This is a genomic window from Cysteiniphilum halobium (assembly GCF_003574425.1).
Lineage (GTDB): Bacteria > Pseudomonadota > Gammaproteobacteria > Francisellales > Francisellaceae > Caedibacter > Caedibacter halobius.
The window spans coordinates 1-19,895 of the sequence record NZ_QLIU01000042.1 but is presented as its reverse complement, the minus strand read 5'-3'; the positions used below and the strand labels follow the sequence as shown (position 1 = coordinate 19,895).

The following is a 19,895-nucleotide window of genomic DNA, read 5'->3' as shown; positions in this document are numbered from 1 at the left end:
TTTTCCTAACTACTTATGTTCTTGCGCGCTTAGTATACCACGCTCAATTTGATCAAGTTCAATAGAGTCAAACAATGCCTGGAAGTTCCCCTCACCAAAACCATCATCGCCTTTGCGCTGAATAATTTCAAAAAACACCGGTCCAATTACAGTATTGGTAAAAATCTGCAATAAATAGCCACCATCTTTAGTTGGTGCACCATCAATTAAAATACGATTTTTCTGCATGCGCTCAACCGACTCAGGATGATAGGGTAAACGCTCATGTGTCTTTGTGTAGTAAGTATCAGGGGTATGCATAAACTCCACACCTGAATCTCTAAGCTTTTCAACAGTAGCAAAGATATCCTGACTCTCTAAGGCAATATGCTGAATACCCTCACCATTAAATTCGCGTAAAAACTCTTCGATTTGGGAGTGGTCATCAGCAGATTCATTGATGGGAATTTTGATTTTCAAACACGGACTTGTCATCGCGCGACTAAATAATCCCGTTAGTTTACCCTCGATATCAAAATAACGGATTTGGCGAAAATTAAATAGATCAATGTAATAATTTGCCCACTTGTCCATATTACCACGAAAAACATTATGTGTCAGATGATCAATATATAACAAACCGCATTCATTATGCTGCATCTGACGCCTAGCATTGGGAACCATCTCAAATAAACCACTATCAATAATTGCGTCATAATCCATCAAATAAAGCTTAGTATCCGCAATGCCATGAATTACTTCAATGCTTTGACCATGCCAATCATCAACGTTTTGCGCTTTAAGTGTTGCCCCTTTTTTGATGCAGTGCGCCAAGGCATGTTCAACGTTTTCAACCATAAACCCCATGCCGCATGCACCAGATTGATGTGATTTCTTAAAGTCCTTGGCAAAGCCTTGTGATTCATTATTTAATAAAAAGAAAATATCATTTTGCTGCCACAATTCAATCGCTTTGGTTTTATGATGGCCAACCAAAGTAAAGCCCAAAAGCTTAAATAAATTCCGAATTTTTTGTGGTGAGACACTAACAAACTCTAAAAAACCAAATCCACGCGTTCTTGCTGGGTTTGTTGCTATATCCATTTTACTCATTCCAAAATCTCCTTGTTGCTAAGGAATTGTTAAAAAACAAGGCACTCCAGATAATAACTTACTGACTTATTATGCCAAGTATATAAAGGAAGCACGCCCGCTTAAGTGGCGCTAACATAGCATAGCATAGCTAGATTTGCATCCAGATTACAAAGGAAAAAGAAAAAAAGATTGAAATTATTTTAAAGTCGGAATTATTCTACAAATTGAATAATTATTGTAAAGCCACATTGTATAGTCATTCCAGTATATAACCGATCAACCGTGACCTTGATAACCTATTACTGATATAGGTTAAAGATATATGGGTATTTATTAGAATGACTATAGCAAGCCACCAATAGATAATTTGCCCAACAGTAACGACTGTACCCTGAGCGAATTCAAAAAGACAACAGATGGCTTCAACTTCCGCTCAGCCAACACTTCCGTAGGGGCGTATGGCATACGCCCACGTATTGCATATGCCCTGTGTCTTAACAATTATCTTTTATCTTCTTTGATCTCAAGCTTCTTACCAGCAACCCACACTTTCTTTAGGTGATCGATAACATTCTTTGGTGTATCACTCGGTAAATCTACCGTACTAAACTGATCAAATAATTTGATATGCCCAATATTGCGACTAGTAATACCTGCTTCATTGGCAATGGCACCCACGATATTACGCGGCTCAACACCATCACTGCGGCCTACCTCGATGCGATAAGTTGTCATATCCATATCTGGTGAGCGACGCGATCCTCTATCACGATCACCACGCCCATCACGACGTTGTGAAAATCTACTATCTCGGTCGCCTCTACGACCATCACGATCACCACGTCCACCACGCTCTGATCGATCAAAGCGATCTGATCTTCTTGATTCTTGAATTTGAATTTCTTTAACAAAAAGCTTCTTATCCCCTTGTGCTAAAAAAGCAAGAGCGGCTAACATATCATCAGCTTCCGCACCATACTCTGTCGTAAATTCCTGCATTAATTCTTTAAACTTGCTTAGATCTTTATGACGGATAATCTCTGCTGTTTCATGTTTAAAGCGTGCAACACGTTTTTCAGTTATCTCTTTAGCACTTGGCAATTGCATCTCTTCCAAGGTATGGCGGATAACGAGCTCAAGCATACGCAATTGACGCAAGTCTCGTGTATAAATCAATGAAATTGCATCACCTTCACGTCCAGCGCGCCCTGTACGCCCAATGCGATGAACGTACGCCTCATTATCTTGTGGTAAATCATAGTTGATTACATGACTAATACGCTCAACATCCAAACCACGTGCCACAACATCTGTCGCCACAAGAATATTGATCTTAGACGCTTTTAACTGATCAATTATATACTCACGTTGATTTTGCTGCATATCGCCATTGATTGCTGCTGCCAAGTGACCACGTGCTTTTAAGCCATCAGCAACTTCAATTGTTGAAGTTTTAGTTTTAACAAACACCATAACTCCATCACTATCTTCAACTTCTAAAATGCGATCAAGTGCATCTAATTTAGACAAGCCTTTGACCACTAAAAAGCGCTGGTGAATCGTTTTAGCAGTTGCTGCTTTTGTTTTAATCTGCACCTTGCATGGCTCACGCAAATATTCGTTTACAATATCCAACACATCACGCGGCATTGTGGCTGAGAACAGCAAACGTTGACAAGCTTCAGGCGTATGTGACAATACCCACTTAACATCATCAATAAAGCCCATGCGTAACATTTCATCAGCTTCATCTAATACCAATGCTTTTAGTGCATCTAACTTTAATGTGCCTTTGCGCATATGATCCATCACGCGTCCAGCAGTACCGACAACTACTTGTACACCACGACGCAATGCCTGAATTTGACGGCCATACTCTTGCCCGCCATAAATAGAAGCAACTTCAAGTTTGGCAATATTTTTAGAAAAAGACTCAAACGCTTCAGCGACCTGAATTGCAAGCTCACGTGTTGGTGTTAACACTAAGACTTGTGGCATACGTTCCTTTCCGGATAAATCCATATTGTTTAGAAGGGGTAATGCAAATGCTGCTGTTTTACCCGTTCCAGTTTGTGCCTGACCCAACACATCACGACCTTGCAATACAAAAGGAATCGTATTGGCTTGAATCGGTGTTGGTGTTTGATAACCCATTGCTTCAATGGCTGACAATAGTTTGTCATTTAAGCCCAAATTGTGAAAGCTTAATTCTTGAGACTCAGTATTCATAGTAATTTAAAACCCAAAAGTTATGATACCCATCACTGCCCTTCTGCGTTTTAAACGACTACAAACGATACGCGACGAGTATGTTGTTGATAAATTCAATGCGACATTGTACCTGAATAAATAAAAAGGTACAGAACTATTTAAAGTTAATTTGTTCGAAATAACATCAATTATTTTGTTACTCAAATCTAAGCCAAAAATGCACGTCACAACTATTGGTTACAATCAGTTTTATGTGGTAATCTTAGCCAAATTTTTTTGGCAGCTTATTTTTGCTATATGACAAGTCATTGGAATACTAAAGAAACTATCATGCTACCAACTGAGCTTAAGTATTGGTTATTCGATGTTAAGCGCTTGGGTGTTACCTTAGCACAACTCATTCCCAACATCAGTTTACACTGCATTGAAGAATACCATGCCTTAATGGATGATGATGAAGCTGAGCTTTTAAACTTGAGTGAGCGCACAAGTCGCATTCGTCTGATTAAGCACTATCATCAAGATAACATCTATGTGTTTGGTCGCACGATAATTCCACAAAATACCTATAAGCGTTATCAAGATTGTTTTGACTCCTTAGGCAATAACTCGATTGGCGAGCATTTTTTATTTAAAAATACCCACATCAAACGCAGTGAATTCTATGTTAAGCAATGTCCGTTTGACCTCTTAAGGCATAAACTCAATGTAAATGACAGCTTTTCTAGCACTCCACTATGGATGCGCGCCTCTATTTTTACACTTGATGTAGAACATCAGCTGTTGATTGAAGAATTTTTTGTACGTATGCCACCTGTGTAAACTTAACCTAAAACAGATATACTTATCTTCTTGATATAAATAAAAGACTGATATGAAAGCTTATTTTTATTTGATGCGTCTACATCGCCCAATTCCTATTTTAATCATTCTTTACCCCACCTTATGGGGACTTTTTGCAGCGACTCCCGCCCTACCCAACTTGAAAGTTTTTATTATCTTTGTGCTTGGTGTAATTATTATGCGCACTGCTGGATGCATTTTTAACGACATTGCCGATCGCAACTTTGACGGCCAGGTTAAACGCACGGCCACGCGTCCGATAGCAACCGGAGAAATCACTGTTAAACAAGCTGTTTTCGTTGGCGTGCTATTACTTCTTATCGCTTTTATCCTCGTGTTGCAGCTTAATCTACTAACTATTTTTCTATCACTTGTTGCTGCCATACTGGCACTTAGTTATCCGCTTTTTAAGCGTTTTTTTGCATTACCTCAACTGGTTTTAGGTTTTGCTTTTAATTTTGGTATTATTATGGCTTATGCATCCATTCTTAACACAATACCTTGCTCAGCTTGGGTATTGTATCTTGCTAGCATTTTTTGGACGATCTCTTATGATACAATGTATGCGCTAGCTGATAAAGACTATGATTTATCACTAAATTTACACTCCTCTGCCATTACCTTTGGTAAGCATAATCTTATTATCATGATAATTTTTCAGATCTTAACCATTACTTGTTTAGCCATTTTTGGCATGATGCAACATTATAATACTGCCTTTTTTCTGTCCTTAGTTATCGTTGCTATTTTGTTTTTTTACCAGCATAAAACTTGGCAAAAGGGTGGTATTGCCCAATGCATTAAAGCATTTTCAGATAACCATTGGATCGGTCTTGTTATTCTATTGGCAATTTTGATGCAATAGCTATACTTTATACAATTAACACACAAAAAGGATTTTACATGCGCTATTTAAGCATTCTTTTCATAGGATATATTAACTTTGGTTTTACCTGCACAGATATTTTTATCAACAAATCTCCCTTCCATGTCACTGCGCGCACGCTTGATTTCCCCTTAAAGCTTTACACTCAAAGCTTTGAAACCTATAGCTGGTATCAGAAAATATTTCAAACAGATATTAACCTGACACATATCACTTCTCGTGCCTTTAGTTTTTACACGGGATTTATTAACGTTAATAATACAACGAATCTCATTGCCAATCGTGATAAAGTCCCAGAAGATAAGCTTGCTCACTGGCAAAATAAATATGGCTTTTTTGGGCGATTAGGTTTTATTGGTAACACATTAACCGATGGTTTAAATACGAAAGGGGTAAGTATAGCAGCGCTTTATTTGCCAGGTAGTATTTATCCTAAATATAATTCTCATGATCCACGACCAGCACTTGGTATTTATGATCTATCTAATTTTATATTAGGCATGGCCAAATCAACCGCTGACGCCTTAAAACTCATTATGAAATATCAACTCGTTGAATCAGCGATGTATGCCACAAGCGGCTTATATATCAAAGATATACCACTGCACATCGTCATTCGTGATAAAACCGGGCACAGTGTAGTCATTGAGTTTATCGATGGTAAAACTATTATTTATGATCATGCCAAAGATGTACTTACCAATGCACCTGATTATGAGTGGCAACTTACAAATTTACAATACTATCGTAGCTTAAATGACAAAGATGCTAAAGCAAGTCTACCATTTGCTCATTTTATCCCTGACTACAAAACGGTCATCAAATATGCACAACCTGAAGACGCGGGACTCCTTGGTATGCCTGGAGATTATACTTCCGTATCACGTTTTGTACGTGCGAGCATTCTAACACGTGAATCACCAACACCTGCAAACATCAATCAAGCGCTATATCAAGCAAAAACAATTCTCTCAAGTGTGACCGTACCTTACTATGAGGCAACCGCAACCTTATGGCAGTCAATTAAAGATTTAGATAATGCACGTATTTATTATCGTGACTTATTGTATTACGATCGCGATAGCATTAAACAAAATACCTTAAACCATGGCTTTGTTGAATATGATTTAACAAAAATGGATTTTAACGCACACACACCAGATCAACTCAACTCAGGTATTAAAGTTACACCAGAAGACCACATATCTGGAGTTCTATCGATTAATGACATTCCGGGGCTTAATGATGCCAAAAACTTAGGATTTAACTAAGGAGTCGTTATAAAATAAACTAAATGTTTGCGTTGCAAACCTTTTACTTTATTTTCCTTCACCCCTAAAGCACGAGTGCCAACTCAGTCGCCTCTTTAATCGCGCGCTTAGCATCAACCTCTGCAGCTACGTGGGCACCCCCGATAATATGTACATTTTTAACGCCACGCTCTATTAAGTCATTGTATAACGATCTATCAGATTCTTGTCCGGCACAAATCACTACTTGATCAACATCCAGTAGCTTCTTCTCTCCTTTAAGTGTGATATGTAAACCCGTATCATCTATCTTGTCATAACTAACACCACTTAGCATTTTTACCTTTTGATGCTTCAAGGTCGTCCGATGAATCCAGCCTGTTGTTTTACCAAGACGTTTACCGAGTTTTTCATCCTTACGCTGTAATAAGTAAACTTGACATGCGGGCGCTGATGCATATGGCTTAATTAAACCACCACGATGTGCCAAAGTCACATCAACACCCCATTCGTGATAATAATCTTGCATACTTTCACCGATTTTTTTGCCGGCAAACACCAAAAAAACAGATACATCAAAACCAATGCCACCGGCACCAATAACTGCTACCTTCTTACCAGCTGCTACCTCACCATTTAACAGCTGCATATAATTAATCACCATCGGATGATCAATCCCATCAATTATAGGAATCCTTGGTACAACACCTGAAGCAATCACAATCTCATCATAGTTTAGCGATTTTAAATCTTCTGCATTGATCTTGGTATTAAGCTTCACATTCACCTGATGAGTGTTTAACTGATACTCAAAATAACGCAATGCTTCGGAGAACTCTTCTTTGCCCGGTGTTTTAGCGCTTAATTTAAATTGACCTCCGACCTTATCAGACGTCTCATATAAATCAACTTGATGCCCACGTTTGGCAAGCTCAATTGCCGCAGTACATCCTGCAGGTCCCGCACCAATGACAGCAATGTGTTTTTTATCCGTTGCAGGCATTGATTGCATCACGCTCTCATTACAAGCATAAGGGTTAACCAAACAAGAAGCTTGCTTTCCAACAAAGACATGATCCAGACAAGCTTGATTGCATGCTATACAGGTATTAATTGCTTGAGATTGATTATTTTGTGCTTTTTTGACAAAGTCAGGATCTGCTAATAATGGGCGCGCCATCGATATAAGATCGGCCTTTTGCTTTTGCAAAATACCTTCAGCCACTTCTGGCGTGTTAATACGGTTAACACAAACAATAGGAATACTAATATGCTTGCGAATTTCCTCAGTAATTGGTACAAAAGCAGCACGTGGCACTTGCGTGCTAATCGTTGGAATACGTGCCTCGTGCCAACCAATGCCTGAATTAATAACCGTAACACCTGATTTTTCTAAAGCTTTGGCTAAAGTGATCACTTCATCAAAACTGCTTCCCTTATCAATCAGATCAAGCATAGATAAACGAAACATAATAATAAAATCATCACCGACTTTTTGTCGTGTTGCTTTAATGATTTCAAGCGGTAGACGCATTCGATTATCAAAGCTGCCACCCCATTGATCTTGACGCTTATTAGTATGCTCAACCAAAAACTGATTAATCAAATACCCCTCAGATCCCATAATCTCAACGCCATCATAACCTGCCTCTTTTGCAAGTTTAGCGGCACGTGCGAAATGTTTAATCGTGCGTTTAATACCGAAATTACTTAATGCACGAGGTTTAAACTTATTCATCGGTGCTTTAAGCTTCGAGGCACTAACGCACAAAGGGTGATAACCATAACGTCCAGCATGTAAAATCTGCATCAAAATCTTACCATCTGCCTTATGCACAGCATCAGTTAGCAGACGATGTTTTTTAACTTCTTTTTGATTCGTAAGCTTAACTGCAAAGGGATAAAGCCATCCTGAGATATTAGGTGCCACTCCTCCCGTGACAATTAAACCGACACCTCCTTCAGCGCGCTTTTGATAGAAATAAGCCAAACGCTCAAACCCACCTTTTTGCTCCTCAAGGCCGGTGTGCATCGACCCCATTACCACGCGATTTTTTAACGTCGTAAAGCCCAAATCCAAAGGCTCTGATAATAGTGGGTAAGGATTTTTTTGATCCGTCATAATAATCTAAACTCCTCTTTAACTTTTCTCTAATGGGCGTATGCAATACGCCCCTACGATAGATATTTAAGTTCAACGCCTGCTCGTATTTTATTTGACGTATACAATACGCCCCTACAGCACATTGGGATTTAATGAATCTAATGCCCACTTTTGAGGATTGTTCTCGATATACTCATTAAACTCGGTTGTAATCATTCTCATCGCGCATAACATGCTCATAATAATTGCGCTGCCAAATTATTTCACCACATGTTTGCTTTTGCGCATAATCATATCCTTTAAGTCGAACGGTATGTCGATGATGCTTTTCTAACATAACATTTCCTGTTCAGGTTTCAATTATTGCTGATACTTTGCTTTAACATACTGATCAACAATACCCATAAACTCTTTGGCAATATGCTCACCTCTTAATGTATGTTTTTTCTGTCCATCAATAAACACAGGGGCAATAGGCGCCTCACCCGTACCTGGCAAACTAATACCGATATTGGCATGCTTACTCTCACCAGGACCATTGACAACACAACCCATTACTGCAACTTTCATATTCTCAACACCAATATATTGCTGCTTCCACTGAAGCATTTGCTCACTGAGATAATTTTGAATATCATTGGCAAGCTCACGAAAAAAGCTACTGGTTGTCCGTCCACAGCCTGGGCACGAGGAAACCGTTGGAGTGAAGGCTCGTAAGCCCATGGTTTGCAAGATCTCACGACAAACTTTCACTTCATTGGTGCGTGGCGCACCGGGTTCAGGCGTTAATGACACACGAATCGTATCTCCAATACCTTGTTGTAATAGATAGCCAAGGCTTACACTGCTAGCAACAATGCCTTTAATTCCCATTCCTGCTTCGGTCAAACCTAAGTGTAAAGGATATGGACATTCACGCGCGAGCTTTTGATAGACTTCAATCAAATCTTGAACATCACTGACCTTACATGACACGATAATCTTATTGGCTTTAAGCCCCAGGCTCTCAGCATACTCAGCACTTGATAAAGCTGACTCAATCAGTGCTTTGTGCATAATCTCACGCGCGGATAACGGTACGGTGAGTTGACTATTCTCATCCATTAATTTTGCCAATAAGGCTTGATCTAAGCTACCCCAATTGACACCTATGCGCACCGGTTTATCATATTCAATCGCCTTTTGTATAATCTCAGCAAATTGCGTATCTTTTTTGCGCCCAAAGCCAACATTACCTGGATTAATACGATATTTATCCAGTGCCTTAGCACACTCTGGGAAATCCGCTAATAACCTATGACCATTATAATGAAAATCTCCAACCAAGGGTACATCACAATCCCTTTGTAATAAACGCTTTTTAATCTCAGGGACGGCTTTAGCAGCCTCTTCATCATTAACCGTAATCCGCACAAGCTCGCTACCGGCTCGATGAAGTGCTAAAACTTGTGAAACCGTTTTTTCAATATCAGCAGTAGCTGTATCAGTCATCGATTGCACGGCAACCGGAGCCCCTCCACCTATCGTAATATTCCCTACTTTTACCGCAATAGACTTGTGCATAGTATGGTTATAACCCTAATTTGTGTTCGATTAATTTCTCAAGCTTTACTGTGTCAATTGCAAATTTGCGAATACCTTCGGCTAATTTTTCCGTCGCCATTGGGCTTTCATTCATTGCCCATCTAAAATCACCTTCCATTAATTTACGATCTGGTTGATTGGTTTTTTCGCTCTTAGCTAATTGCCTATTTAATGTATTATCGTCCTGTTGCAACTGCTGTAATAAGTTTGGCGCAATCGTCAATGCATCACAGCCTGCCAAAGCTTCGACTTGTCCAACATGCCGAAAACTTGCTCCCATTACAATCGTTTGATAACCATAACGCTTATAATGTTGATAGATTTCTTTGACTGATAAAACACCATTATCTTCACTGACATCGGGGAAACTTGTGGCACCTTGCTCTTTCATATACCAGTCAGTGATACGCCCCACAAATGGTGAGATCAAGAAGACTTTAGCCTGAGCACAGGCGATCGCCTGCGCGATACTAAACATCAAGGTTAAGTTACAATTAATACCCTCTTTTTCAAGCACTTCAGCGGCCTTAATCCCTTCCCACGTTGAGGCAATCTTAATCAAAATACGTGATTTATCGACACCAGTTTCTTGATATTTATGAATCAAACGACGCGCATAATCGATGGTAGCTTGTGTCTCAAACGATAAACGCGCATCAACTTCAGTAGAAACGCGACCTGGAATGACCTTTAAAATTTCGACACCGAAACTAACTGCCATATCAAGCATCGCCTCGTCAACACGTGATTTTCCACTTAAATGTGCACTTTTTGCCAATGCTTGTTCGATTACATAATCATACGCTGGCATTTTAGCAGCATTTAATAATAAACTTGGGTTCGTTGTGGCATCAACAGGTTGATACGCTTCGATCTGCGCGAAATCACCGGTATCGGCAACCACTTTGGTCATTTCTTTTAATTGTTCTAATTTATTCATCTTAATTTTTCCATTTTTCCGACTTTTATTTTTATCCAATCACTGCGTCATAGCATATAGCCGATTGGCTTAACGCTCAAGCTTTACGCCCAATAATCTAGCAATATAGTACTTCGTGTATATCAGCATACTCTTCAAGACACATGATAAGGCGATCTAACCCCAAAGCAACACCTGAGCATTCAGGTATTTGATCAAGACAAGCTAATAAGTCTTGATCAATCGGCACTAAAGTTTTGCCAAGTGCTTGACGCAGGTGTATATCATCTTGAAACCGCTTTGCTTGTTCAGTTGCACTGATCAGTTCATAATAGCCATTGGCTAATTCAACCCCTTGATAAAAAAGCTCAAAACGTTTAGCAACCACCTGCCCACTGCTATCTGGCATGACACGCGCTAAAGCTGCCTGAACTTCTGGGTAATCATAAACAAACACAAACTGGTGTGCTTTAAGTTTAGGTTCAATCACATGGGTAAATAATAAATCTAAGCACTCGATGACATTTGGATTTGCTAAACCTTGAATATCACCCACATGCTGATAAACCAACTTTTGCAAAGTAATTAAGTCTGCCGCATGTGGATTGATGCCTATAAACTGATGAAATAATGCTTTATAGCTAAAGTACTCAATGGATGATTGAGGATTAAGTACAAGTAACATTTGCGCGATTTCCTCACGCAATGCTTCATCATCCAATCCCACACGATACCATTCAAGCATGGTAAATTCGTGGTTGTGGTATTGCGCTTTTGGATCATCACGAAATGCCTTACAGATCTGATAAATACTGCCTGAGCCTTGTGCCAATAATCTCTTCATTGCATATTCAGGCGAGGTTTGCAAAAAGCGTGTTCCTGATTGTGTTTCAATAGCAAAAGCATCGATATATGGGTCACTCACAGGATAAGAGTAGGACAAAGGAGTATCAACTTCTAACACACCTCTTTGGGCAAAAAATTTGCGAATTTTTGTAATGTACTCAGTACGCCGAATAAGCGCACTATTTGATGGTAACATAATCTAGATCACACGTTAAAGTACGGCTATTCTATACCCATCACAAACCATTTTACAATATTTCTGCTATTGATAGTCAAGACTGAAGTTATTCCGGATATATCTCACTGGCTAGACCAACAATCAAAGGATCGGGTTTAATTGCAATATTAGCATCTTTGTTTTTATAGTCTAGGCGCGACAACACGTATCGCATCGCATTAATGCGCGCGCGCTTCTTATCATCTGATTTAATCACTGTCCAAGGGGCTAATTCAGTATCGGTGTGCAAGAACATACTTTCTTTCGCTTCGGTATAATCATCCCATTTATCAAGACTCGCTTTATCAATAGAACTTAATTTCCATTGCTTCAATGGGTGCACCGTGCGTGATTGAAAACGTCTTTTTTGTTCTTTTTGGCTGACTGAAAACCAAAATTTAAGCAGCTTAATACCACTTTGTACTAACATTTTTTCAAGCTCTGGCGCTTGTGTCAAAAATAACTGATACTGCTCGGGAGTACAAAAACCCATCACTTTTTCAACACCAGCACGGTTGTACCATGATCTATCAAAAAGCACAATCTCTCCAGAAGTTGGCAAATGTCGAATATAGCGCTGAAAATACCACTGCCCCTGTTCACGCTCTGATGGCTTCTCTAATGCAACAACACGCGCACCACGCGGATTAAGATGTTCCATCATTCGCTTAATAGTACCTCCTTTACCAGCGGCATCGCGTCCTTCAAAGATAATAAGTACTTTTTGCCCTGTTGACCTGACCCACTGCTGCATTTTTAAAAGCTCAATTTGTAATTGTGTTTTCTGCTGTTCGTAAACCTTTCTTGGCATTTTTTCCTGGTAAGGATAAATATTCTCGGTAAACAATTTACGACGATTTAATAAATCAAGTGTCGCGTCGGTCATATCCATGGCTTTTTTTAGCTGTACATATCCTCATTGTAGCGCTAAAGAGAATAACTACAAGCCACCATCTGGCATCTATAAACTTCATTACGGAAATTACAGCCAACTTGCATTTTTTTTGTTAGAATTGCCTCGTTTTAACACATGGAGCAAATCAATGATTATTGTTACAGGTGGTGCTGGATTTATTGGCGCAAATATTATTAAGCAGCTTAACTTACGTGGACATGAGGATATTCTCGTTGTTGATAACCTAAAAGACGGGCATAAATTTGTCAATTTAGTTGATTATGACATCACAGATTATTGTGATCAGACGCCTTTTTTACAGACTATCGAATCTGATCTATCCTATCGCACACCAAATGCTGGCTTAAAACTTAATCCCACTGACATCAAAGCCATTATCCATCAAGGTGCTTGCTCGGCGACGACTGAGTGGGATGGACAATATGTAATGAATAATAATTATGAATACAGCAAGATTCTACTGCATTTCGCGATGCGCCACAAGATTCCTTTTATCTACGCTTCAAGTGCTGCAACTTACGGCAATAACACGACCTTTATTGAAGAGCGTCAATATGAGAAACCGGTGAATGTTTATGGATATTCTAAATTTTTATTTGATCAATATGTTCGCAAATTCCTACCTCACACCCAAAGCCAAATCGTTGGCTTAAAATACTTCAATGTTTATGGCCCGCATGAGGCGCATAAAGGCTCAATGGCAAGTGTTGCCTTTCATCATTACAATCAATTTAAAGCACACAAAAAAGTTAAGCTGTTTGATGCCTATGATGGCTTTGCTGCCGGCCAACAGATGCGTGACTTTATTTATGTCGAAGATGCTGCTAAGGTTAATTTGTGGTTTTTAGACCATCCACAAGTCTCTGGCATTTTCAACTGCGGCACCGGCACTGCGGAACCCTTCAACAACATTGCTCATGCTGTACTTGATTTTTATAAAGAAGGTGAGATCCAATACATAGCGTTTCCTGAACATCTGAAAGGACATTATCAAAGCTATACCGAAGCCAATTTAGACAAGTTACGTGACGCAGGTTGTGATGTCGGCTTTAGGGATGTTAAAACCGGTGTCAGTGACTACTTACAATGGCTAGAAAAACATAAATGATTAAAGAATAAAAACCCATAAGATATGATATATACGCTTATTCGTTTTATTTACAGTGTATTATTTTGCTTAAGCTTGCCTTTTATCAGCATTAACAAATTAATTCGCAGCTGTAAAAACAAAGGCTATCGCCAAAGAGTTCGTGAACGCTTTGGTTTCACACCCTTTAAAGTAAGCGAAAGTATTTGGGTTCACTCCGTCTCTATGGGAGAAAGCATTGCCATTGCACCTTTAATTAAGAAACTTGCTGTAAGCTATCCGCATGAAATTTTTGTTATCACTACCATGACGCCAACCGGGAGTGCTCAAGTACAAAAACTTTATCGAGACTTTGACAATATCAAACATAGTTATATCCCATATGATATCTCTCATTTTTTAAAGCGTTTTATCAAGCGTACTCACCCTAAACTATGCCTTATAATGGAAACAGAAATTTGGCCAAATTTGCTAGCTCAATGCAGTAAATATAAGATTCCAGTGGTTTTAATCAATGCACGTTTATCGCAAAAATCAGCTATGGGTTACGCCAAAATTGGCTTTATCATGCGTCATATGCTCAAACAAATCAGTCATATCAGCGCACAATCCGAAGGTGATGCCAGACGTTTTATCCAGCTGGGTATGTCTGAGAATAAAATAAGTGTTGATGGCAACATCAAATATGACTTTCCGATTGCACATGATCTTCTTAAAAGTGCCCAGAATTTACGCCAGCGCTTTGCAAAAAAATACATCTGGATTGCAGCAAGCACCCATCAAGGTGAAGATGAGATTATTCTTGATGCACATCGCAAGCTATTACAAATGCTGCCTGATGCACTGTTGATTTTAGTGCCTAGACATCCTGAGCGCTTTGACCAAGTGGCTGAATTAATTAAAGCAAACAACTTTATCTATAGTCGTAGAAGTCTAGATCAGTATGACAGTAACAGTGATGTCTACCTTGGGGACACCATGGGCGAGATGATGTTATTATATGCCATGAGTGATATTGCCTTTGTTGGCGGCAGTTTTGTTGACAATGGCGGACATAATATGCTTGAGCCCGCAGCCCTTGCTAAACCTATTATATCCGGCCCATCGGTTTTTAACTTCGCTTTAGTTGCTGAAAAATTACAGACGCAACAGGCTTTAAGTTTCGTCAATGATAGCACTTCACTCGCCAAGCAATTACATCTACTCTTTAGCAACCCAGAAATAGCCCAAGCTCAAGGCAATGCTGCACTAACTGTTTTTCAACAAAATAAAGGCGCATTGGATAAACAATTCTCGATCATTAAAGGATTTTTATGCTAAGCAAATTTATACAAATAAAAGATGACTTTGAAGACTTTGCCAAGGAGTACTTTTTTTCACAATCAATTCAAAGCTCACGCCTACAACAAGCCATGGCATATAGTTTCCTCAGTGGTGGCAAACGTATTCGTGCCATACTAAGTTTCTTAAGTGGTAAGTGCTTTCACTGTAATCTACACAATATCAAACATATTGCTTTTGCATTAGAAGCAATCCATGCCTATTCACTGATTCACGATGATTTACCAGCAATGGATAACGATGATTTGCGCCGTGGCAAGCCAACGTGCCATATTCAATTTGATGAAGCCACGGCAATTCTAGCTGGAGATGCGTTACAGACGCTAGCATTTCAATCTATTAGTGAGCTGCAAGCTATCGATATTACACAAATGCAAAAAGCACTTTTTACACTCTCAACACACGCAGGATGCTTAGGTATGGTTGATGGACAACAGCTTGATATTGATGCGGAAGGTCAAGCTCAAGATATCGATAACATTGAAACAATACATCGCTTAAAAACAGGTAAATTATTAACCGCTGCTGTTGTGTTACCGTTTCTTGCTTCACCACATTATACAGATAAGGTGACTGAGGAACATCTTACTGCCTTTAGCCAAAGTATTGGCTTAGCATTTCAAGTAAAAGATGATTTACTTGAAGTCACTTCTGATACTAAGACTTTAGGTAAAAACAATATGAGTGATATTAAACTCAACAAATCAACCTACCCTTCTTTGCTAGGTATTGAAAAGACGCAACAACTATTGGATGAGTTATTTACTCAATCCATGGCGCATCTGCAACAGATTAAAGGGCATAACACAACATCACTAGCCCAACTTGCTGAATATATTATTAGGCGCACACATTAATTGTCTCTTAAATACATCACCTAACGCCTATTACCTCGCCCCTTGCGGGATTGCTCGCGCAGCTTAAGCTGCGCGTGAGGAGATAATTGAAACTCAATCATCTAAACGTGCGAGAAATTCAATGCCAGAAACTCTGTAAAATGGTTTATGAGCGGTATACTATTCTATATAACTGGTAATAATACGCGCTAAACTAATCAGTTGATTTTTATTCTCACAATTAAGCTTCTCACAAAGGTTTGCAATACTGCCCTGTACTGAACGATATGAACGCCCTGCGTGCATCGCAATTTCTTTAGCCGTGGCACCCGTGGCTATAAAGCGTAAATACTCAACATTTAAATCCGTCAGTTTTAAACGTTGCTGCAAATCCTTGGGTAAATGTACAGTCTCAGGCTTAACAGTTTCATCATCAAAATCCTTAATCTCAATTAAAGTATGAAATCTCACCATACTCATCAATAGATCAATACAATCGGTCAAACGTTGATAAAGTGTGGTTTTACCCTCAAATGTTAGCTGATTAAAATAGTCTGTTTTAATATCAAAAGAAAAATGATCCGTATAGTTGTGATAGCATTTTACAATATATAATACGATATTATCTTCATTTTGAGTAATCAACTTATGCTTAAACGGATCATTGGTTAACTCATCGTATGTAAATACTTTAAAGACGTTAGTCTGCTTAGGAATAATTGAAGGATCATAACGCCATAATCCAAGCTGCAGATATGGTTTAATAATCTCTTTACTAAAGCTTGTAACCATAGCATATTGATTTGCTGCAAAGCGTCGTACCCAAGTTAAGGTCGTGATCGTATCTTCACGGATAATATCTAAAATTTGTGTGATAATCGTTATATTACTCACACTATCAGCAAGCATTGTTTGAATATCTTTCTCTTGGAGCTGTAGTAATGAAGCAATGGAATATTTTTTCATAAACTGAAATTCATTTTCAGTAGTAATACACGTAAGTATATACCGCGCATAACCCATTTTACAGAGTTTCTGGCATTGAATGTCTATGCTAGGTTAACGTTTATGTTCAATAATTTTATCAACCTCGGTAAAACTTATTTTCTTCACACCAAAGGGTATATCGATCATCACATGTTCAGCAGAAATATGCTTAAGCACCCCGACATAACGAATATTATGTGATTTGACGGTCACAATGCTTTGCTTATTATACATATCAAACAACCATCGCTTGGTTTTATCATTTATTTGCATGATTGTCTCCTCCGCACAAAATATCAATGTCGTATTTTAACAACAAGATCCCCAATAAGTTTGAATACAAACTTACTTTATTGTTTTCTCTCTTAATCTTGCCAATGATAGATAGGAACTTTCCAAAATTCAATATTCAAAAAAGAAACTTTAGCTGAAATACGAATAAAACTTAAATTAATTTAGTGCCAACTTGTGACCGTAGGGATTAAACTCCGCTATGGAAACGAAACTCTGTATCATGTGATTCTATCAAGTCCTTTTCTACTGCGGCAAAACGGTTAATATGCACTGCCAAATCATCTGTGGTAAAATGTTGCGCAAATTTTAAATAAATTGTAAAGTGCCTCTGCTCTGACGCTAATAATCCTAAATAAAATTTTTGCAACTCGTCATCCAGAAAAGGTGCAATTGCACCAAAGCGTTCGCAGGATCTTGCCTCGATAAATGCACCAATAATTAGCGTATCCACAAGACGCCCTTCTTCCGAGGTGCGTACATGCTTTTTTAACTCTTTGACATAGCGAGACTCTGACAGCAAACGATAGTCAATATTGCGCTTTTTTAAAATACCTAATACCTGCTCAAAGTGCACTAGCTCTTCGCGTGCAATTTTGGACATTCTAAGCAAAAGATCAGGATGCTCAGTTGATTTGCGATACATAAAGCTAATAGCTGCTGATGCTGCCTTTTTCTCACAGTGCGCATGATCTAGCAATAGAATATCGATAGACTTAAGCGCTTTATCTATCCAAGCTTGCGGTGTTTTGCATGCTAAAAACGTATCAATTGTTGTCTGATCAAAATACTTCATTCAAAACATTTTTCTATTCTTGATTATGCATATCAACAGCACCTAACTTTGCTGTGGTACTATTTACTTGCTGTTTGCGGTGACTTAACAACGCCTTAAAGTAGTTCTCATCAACACCACCGGTAACATATTTGCCATCAAACACTGAAGTGTCAAAACTTTGCAGGTGGGGCGCCTGATTACGTACCGCTGCGATCAAATCCTCAGTTGTTAGATAAAACAAATGATCCAAACCAATCCATTGACGAATTTCCTCAACGCTGCGATTATGTCCAATCAGTTCATCGTGTGTTGGCATGTCAATACCATAAACATTAGGATATTTAACCACAGGTGCCGTTGACACGATTGATACCTTGCGCGCACCAGCTTTTCTTGCCATCTCAACAATCAGCTTTGAAGTATTTCCACGCACAATCGAGTCATCAACTAACAACACATGCTTGTCCTTAAACTCATGCTCAATCGTATTGAGTTTTTTGCGAATGGATTTTTGGCGTGCTGCTTGAGTCGGCATGATAAATGTGCGTCCAACATAACGATTTTTGACAAACCCTTCACGATATGGCACATCTAAAACACGCGATAATGGTAATGCTGCATGACGTCCTGAATCAGGCACAGGAATGACCACATCAATATCGTGATCTGGCAATTCAGCTAATATATTTTTGCCGGCAATACGTCCCATTTCCAAACGAGCACTATAAACCGATACGCCATCAATTACAGAGTCAGGACGTGCCAAATAGACATACTCAAAAATGCATGGCGATAAACTGGCATCTGCAGCGCATACTTTACGCTTTAATTCACCATCAAGACTAATAAAAACAGCTTCTCCTGCTTTTAAATCACCAATAATCTGATAACCATCACAATCTAAAGCAACCGTTTCAGAGGCGACCATATATTCTTTTTTGCCATCGACTTCCTTTACACCTAAGACCAAAGGACGAATGCCGTGTGGATCGCGAAAGGCAAATAAGCCAGCACCTGCGATCACACCAACAATGGCATAGCCACCAATACAACGCTGATAGAGCTTAGTTAATGCATTAAAAAAGATATCTGTTGAGAAGTTTGTTAGTGATACTTCTGCCTTATGCAGCTCTGACGCTAATACATTGAGTAAAAGCTCTGAGTCTGAACTGGTATTAATATGACGAAAATCATGCTCGAGCAATTCTTTACGAATTTGAGTAGTGTTAATTAAGTTTCCATTATGTGCTAAAGCAATACCATAAGGTGAATTGACATAAAAAGGTTGCGATTCAAAAACACTATCTGATCCTGCGGTTGGGTAACGCACATGACCGATGCCTAGATTGCCTTGCAAACGTTCCATATGTCGTGCGCGAATAGCTTCAACGACAAGCCCTTTATCTTTGCGTAGTGACATATGATAACCATCACAAGTTAAAATGCCTGCGGCATCTTGCCCACGATGCTGTAACATCGTCAATGCATCAAACAATTTTTGATTTGCAGGCTCATACCCAATAATCCCAACAACACCGCACATAATTTTCAATCTTCTTGCTGTTTTAAGACCGAAGTATTTTATACTCATCGCAAACCATTTTATAGATTTTTTTGGACGAAATCTCTGTACACGAAGAAAAATTTGCAAACTGCTGCTTGAAGCGTTATTTTTTCTTGATTTGCACACCATGAAAAAGCACCTCAAACAGCTGACAAATAGTT

The 19,895-nt window shown here is 39.0% G+C and carries 18 protein-coding genes; 6 read left to right on the top strand and 12 right to left on the bottom strand.

Annotation, left to right across the window (positions count from 1 at the left end; all coding sequences use genetic code 11):
* Positions 1-9: 9 nt before the first annotated feature.
* Together hppD and DNK85_RS08100 are read right to left on the bottom strand one after the other, a co-directional pair.
* On the bottom strand, positions 10-1,092 hold the full coding sequence (gene hppD, locus DNK85_RS08105; RefSeq protein ID WP_235842413.1) for a 4-hydroxyphenylpyruvate dioxygenase: 1,083 nt from the start codon (positions 1,090-1,092) through the stop codon (positions 10-12).
* 483 nt (positions 1,093-1,575) lie between these two features.
* Positions 1,576-3,303, bottom strand: a complete 1,728-nt coding sequence (locus DNK85_RS08100) for a DEAD/DEAH box helicase (RefSeq protein ID WP_119329076.1) — start codon at positions 3,301-3,303, stop codon at positions 1,576-1,578.
* Positions 3,304-3,582: 279 nt separating this feature from the next.
* Here DNK85_RS08100 and DNK85_RS08095 point away from each other — a divergent pair, with 279 nt between their 5' ends.
* Genes DNK85_RS08095 through DNK85_RS08085 form a run of 3 tightly spaced genes read left to right on the top strand, consistent with a single transcriptional unit; the run spans position 3,583 to position 6,285 of the window.
* Positions 3,583-4,107 (top strand): chorismate--pyruvate lyase family protein, encoded by a 525-nt coding sequence (locus tag DNK85_RS08095; RefSeq protein WP_119329075.1) that lies wholly within the window; start codon positions 3,583-3,585, stop codon positions 4,105-4,107.
* A 52-nt stretch (positions 4,108-4,159) separates the two neighbouring features.
* Positions 4,160-4,993 carry a 4-hydroxybenzoate octaprenyltransferase gene (gene ubiA, locus DNK85_RS08090; RefSeq protein WP_119329074.1) on the top strand — a complete coding sequence of 278 codons (834 nt, stop codon included), beginning with the start codon at positions 4,160-4,162 and terminating at the stop codon, positions 4,991-4,993.
* Between the two features lie 38 nt (positions 4,994-5,031).
* Entirely contained in the window at positions 5,032-6,285 is a 1,254-nt protein-coding gene (locus DNK85_RS08085; RefSeq protein WP_119329073.1) for a linear amide C-N hydrolase, read from the top strand.
* A 64-nt stretch (positions 6,286-6,349) separates the two neighbouring features.
* On the opposite strand, the gene DNK85_RS08080 is transcribed toward DNK85_RS08085, so the two are convergent.
* The 6 genes from DNK85_RS08080 to ppk2 all read right to left on the bottom strand — a co-directional run bounded on the left by DNK85_RS08080 (position 6,350) and on the right by ppk2 (position 12,820).
* Positions 6,350-8,386: an NADPH-dependent 2,4-dienoyl-CoA reductase gene (locus DNK85_RS08080; RefSeq protein ID WP_119329072.1), complete on the bottom strand. Its 2,037-nt coding sequence runs from the start codon at positions 8,384-8,386 to the stop codon at positions 6,350-6,352.
* A 178-nt stretch (positions 8,387-8,564) separates the two neighbouring features.
* Entirely contained in the window at positions 8,565-8,705 is a 141-nt protein-coding gene (locus tag DNK85_RS11555) for a hypothetical protein (protein ID WP_162896613.1), read from the bottom strand.
* 23 nt (positions 8,706-8,728) lie between these two features.
* The gene (ispG, locus tag DNK85_RS08075) at positions 8,729-9,931 is read right to left on the bottom strand and encodes a flavodoxin-dependent (E)-4-hydroxy-3-methylbut-2-enyl-diphosphate synthase (RefSeq protein WP_119329071.1); all 1,203 of its coding nucleotides are present in this window, start codon (positions 9,929-9,931) and stop codon (positions 8,729-8,731) included.
* A gap of 7 nt (positions 9,932-9,938) precedes the next feature.
* Entirely contained in the window at positions 9,939-10,898 is a 960-nt protein-coding gene (gene tal, locus DNK85_RS08070; protein ID WP_407919669.1) for a transaldolase, read from the bottom strand.
* A gap of 91 nt (positions 10,899-10,989) precedes the next feature.
* Entirely contained in the window at positions 10,990-11,913 is a 924-nt protein-coding gene (epmA, locus tag DNK85_RS08065) for an EF-P lysine aminoacylase EpmA (RefSeq protein ID WP_119329069.1), read from the bottom strand.
* 88 nt (positions 11,914-12,001) lie between these two features.
* The gene (ppk2, locus tag DNK85_RS08060) at positions 12,002-12,820 is read right to left on the bottom strand and encodes a polyphosphate kinase 2 (RefSeq protein ID WP_119329106.1); all 819 of its coding nucleotides are present in this window, start codon (positions 12,818-12,820) and stop codon (positions 12,002-12,004) included.
* Between the two features lie 157 nt (positions 12,821-12,977).
* On the opposite strand from ppk2, the gene rfaD reads away from it, so the two are divergent.
* From rfaD to DNK85_RS08045, 3 genes are read left to right on the top strand one after another with little or no spacing between them, the layout of a single operon-like run.
* The gene (rfaD, locus tag DNK85_RS08055) at positions 12,978-13,958 is read left to right on the top strand and encodes an ADP-glyceromanno-heptose 6-epimerase (RefSeq protein ID WP_119329068.1); all 981 of its coding nucleotides are present in this window, start codon (positions 12,978-12,980) and stop codon (positions 13,956-13,958) included.
* A 24-nt stretch (positions 13,959-13,982) separates the two neighbouring features.
* Complete coding sequence (waaA, locus tag DNK85_RS08050) at positions 13,983-15,257, top strand: lipid IV(A) 3-deoxy-D-manno-octulosonic acid transferase (RefSeq protein ID WP_119329067.1); 1,275 nt, start codon at positions 13,983-13,985, stop codon at positions 15,255-15,257.
* Positions 15,251-16,135: a polyprenyl synthetase family protein gene (locus DNK85_RS08045; RefSeq protein WP_119329066.1), complete on the top strand. Its 885-nt coding sequence runs from the start codon at positions 15,251-15,253 to the stop codon at positions 16,133-16,135. The genes waaA and DNK85_RS08045 overlap by 7 nt, the downstream gene beginning before the upstream one ends.
* A 159-nt stretch (positions 16,136-16,294) precedes the next feature.
* Here DNK85_RS08045 and DNK85_RS08040 read toward each other — a convergent pair whose 3' ends face one another.
* The 4 genes from DNK85_RS08040 to purF all read right to left on the bottom strand — a co-directional run bounded on the left by DNK85_RS08040 (position 16,295) and on the right by purF (position 19,713).
* A complete protein-coding gene (locus DNK85_RS08040) occupies positions 16,295-17,080 on the bottom strand; it encodes a helix-turn-helix transcriptional regulator (protein WP_162896612.1) in 786 nt (261 codons plus the stop codon).
* Positions 17,081-17,173: 93 nt separating this feature from the next.
* A complete protein-coding gene (locus tag DNK85_RS08035; RefSeq protein ID WP_119329064.1) occupies positions 17,174-17,374 on the bottom strand; it encodes a hypothetical protein in 201 nt (66 codons plus the stop codon).
* A 208-nt stretch (positions 17,375-17,582) separates the two neighbouring features.
* Positions 17,583-18,188, bottom strand: a complete 606-nt coding sequence (gene miaE / locus DNK85_RS08030) for a MiaE family protein (protein ID WP_119329063.1) — start codon at positions 18,186-18,188, stop codon at positions 17,583-17,585.
* A 13-nt stretch (positions 18,189-18,201) separates the two neighbouring features.
* The gene (gene purF, locus DNK85_RS08025; protein WP_119329062.1) at positions 18,202-19,713 is read right to left on the bottom strand and encodes an amidophosphoribosyltransferase; all 1,512 of its coding nucleotides are present in this window, start codon (positions 19,711-19,713) and stop codon (positions 18,202-18,204) included.
* Positions 19,714-19,895 lie beyond the last annotated feature (182 nt).

What these genes read in the sequence shown, in the direction of transcription:
- hppD (WP_235842413.1), bottom strand. Translation starts at nt 1,092, where the DNA reads ATGAGTAAAATGGATATAGCAACAAACCCAGCAAGAACGCGTGGATTT.
- DNK85_RS08100 (WP_119329076.1), bottom strand. Translation starts at nt 3,303, where the DNA reads ATGAATACTGAGTCTCAAGAATTAAGCTTTCACAATTTGGGCTTAAAT.
- DNK85_RS08095 (WP_119329075.1), top strand. Translation starts at nt 3,583, where the DNA reads ATGACAAGTCATTGGAATACTAAAGAAACTATCATGCTACCAACTGAG.
- ubiA (WP_119329074.1), top strand. Translation starts at nt 4,160, where the DNA reads ATGAAAGCTTATTTTTATTTGATGCGTCTACATCGCCCAATTCCTATT.
- DNK85_RS08085 (WP_119329073.1), top strand. Translation starts at nt 5,032, where the DNA reads ATGCGCTATTTAAGCATTCTTTTCATAGGATATATTAACTTTGGTTTT.
- DNK85_RS08080 (WP_119329072.1), bottom strand. Translation starts at nt 8,386, where the DNA reads ATGACGGATCAAAAAAATCCTTACCCACTATTATCAGAGCCTTTGGAT.
- DNK85_RS11555 (WP_162896613.1), bottom strand. Translation starts at nt 8,705, where the DNA reads ATGTTAGAAAAGCATCATCGACATACCGTTCGACTTAAAGGATATGAT.
- ispG (WP_119329071.1), bottom strand. Translation starts at nt 9,931, where the DNA reads ATGCACAAGTCTATTGCGGTAAAAGTAGGGAATATTACGATAGGTGGA.
- epmA (WP_119329069.1), bottom strand. Translation starts at nt 11,913, where the DNA reads ATGTTACCATCAAATAGTGCGCTTATTCGGCGTACTGAGTACATTACA.
- ppk2 (WP_119329106.1), bottom strand. Translation starts at nt 12,820, where the DNA reads ATGACCGACGCGACACTTGATTTATTAAATCGTCGTAAATTGTTTACC.
- rfaD (WP_119329068.1), top strand. Translation starts at nt 12,978, where the DNA reads ATGATTATTGTTACAGGTGGTGCTGGATTTATTGGCGCAAATATTATT.
- waaA (WP_119329067.1), top strand. Translation starts at nt 13,983, where the DNA reads ATGATATATACGCTTATTCGTTTTATTTACAGTGTATTATTTTGCTTA.
- DNK85_RS08045 (WP_119329066.1), top strand. Translation starts at nt 15,251, where the DNA reads ATGCTAAGCAAATTTATACAAATAAAAGATGACTTTGAAGACTTTGCC.
- DNK85_RS08040 (WP_162896612.1), bottom strand. Translation starts at nt 17,080, where the DNA reads ATGAAAAAATATTCCATTGCTTCATTACTACAGCTCCAAGAGAAAGAT.
- DNK85_RS08035 (WP_119329064.1), bottom strand. Translation starts at nt 17,374, where the DNA reads ATGCAAATAAATGATAAAACCAAGCGATGGTTGTTTGATATGTATAAT.
- miaE (WP_119329063.1), bottom strand. Translation starts at nt 18,188, where the DNA reads ATGAAGTATTTTGATCAGACAACAATTGATACGTTTTTAGCATGCAAA.
- purF (WP_119329062.1), bottom strand. Translation starts at nt 19,713, where the DNA reads ATGTGCGGTGTTGTTGGGATTATTGGGTATGAGCCTGCAAATCAAAAA.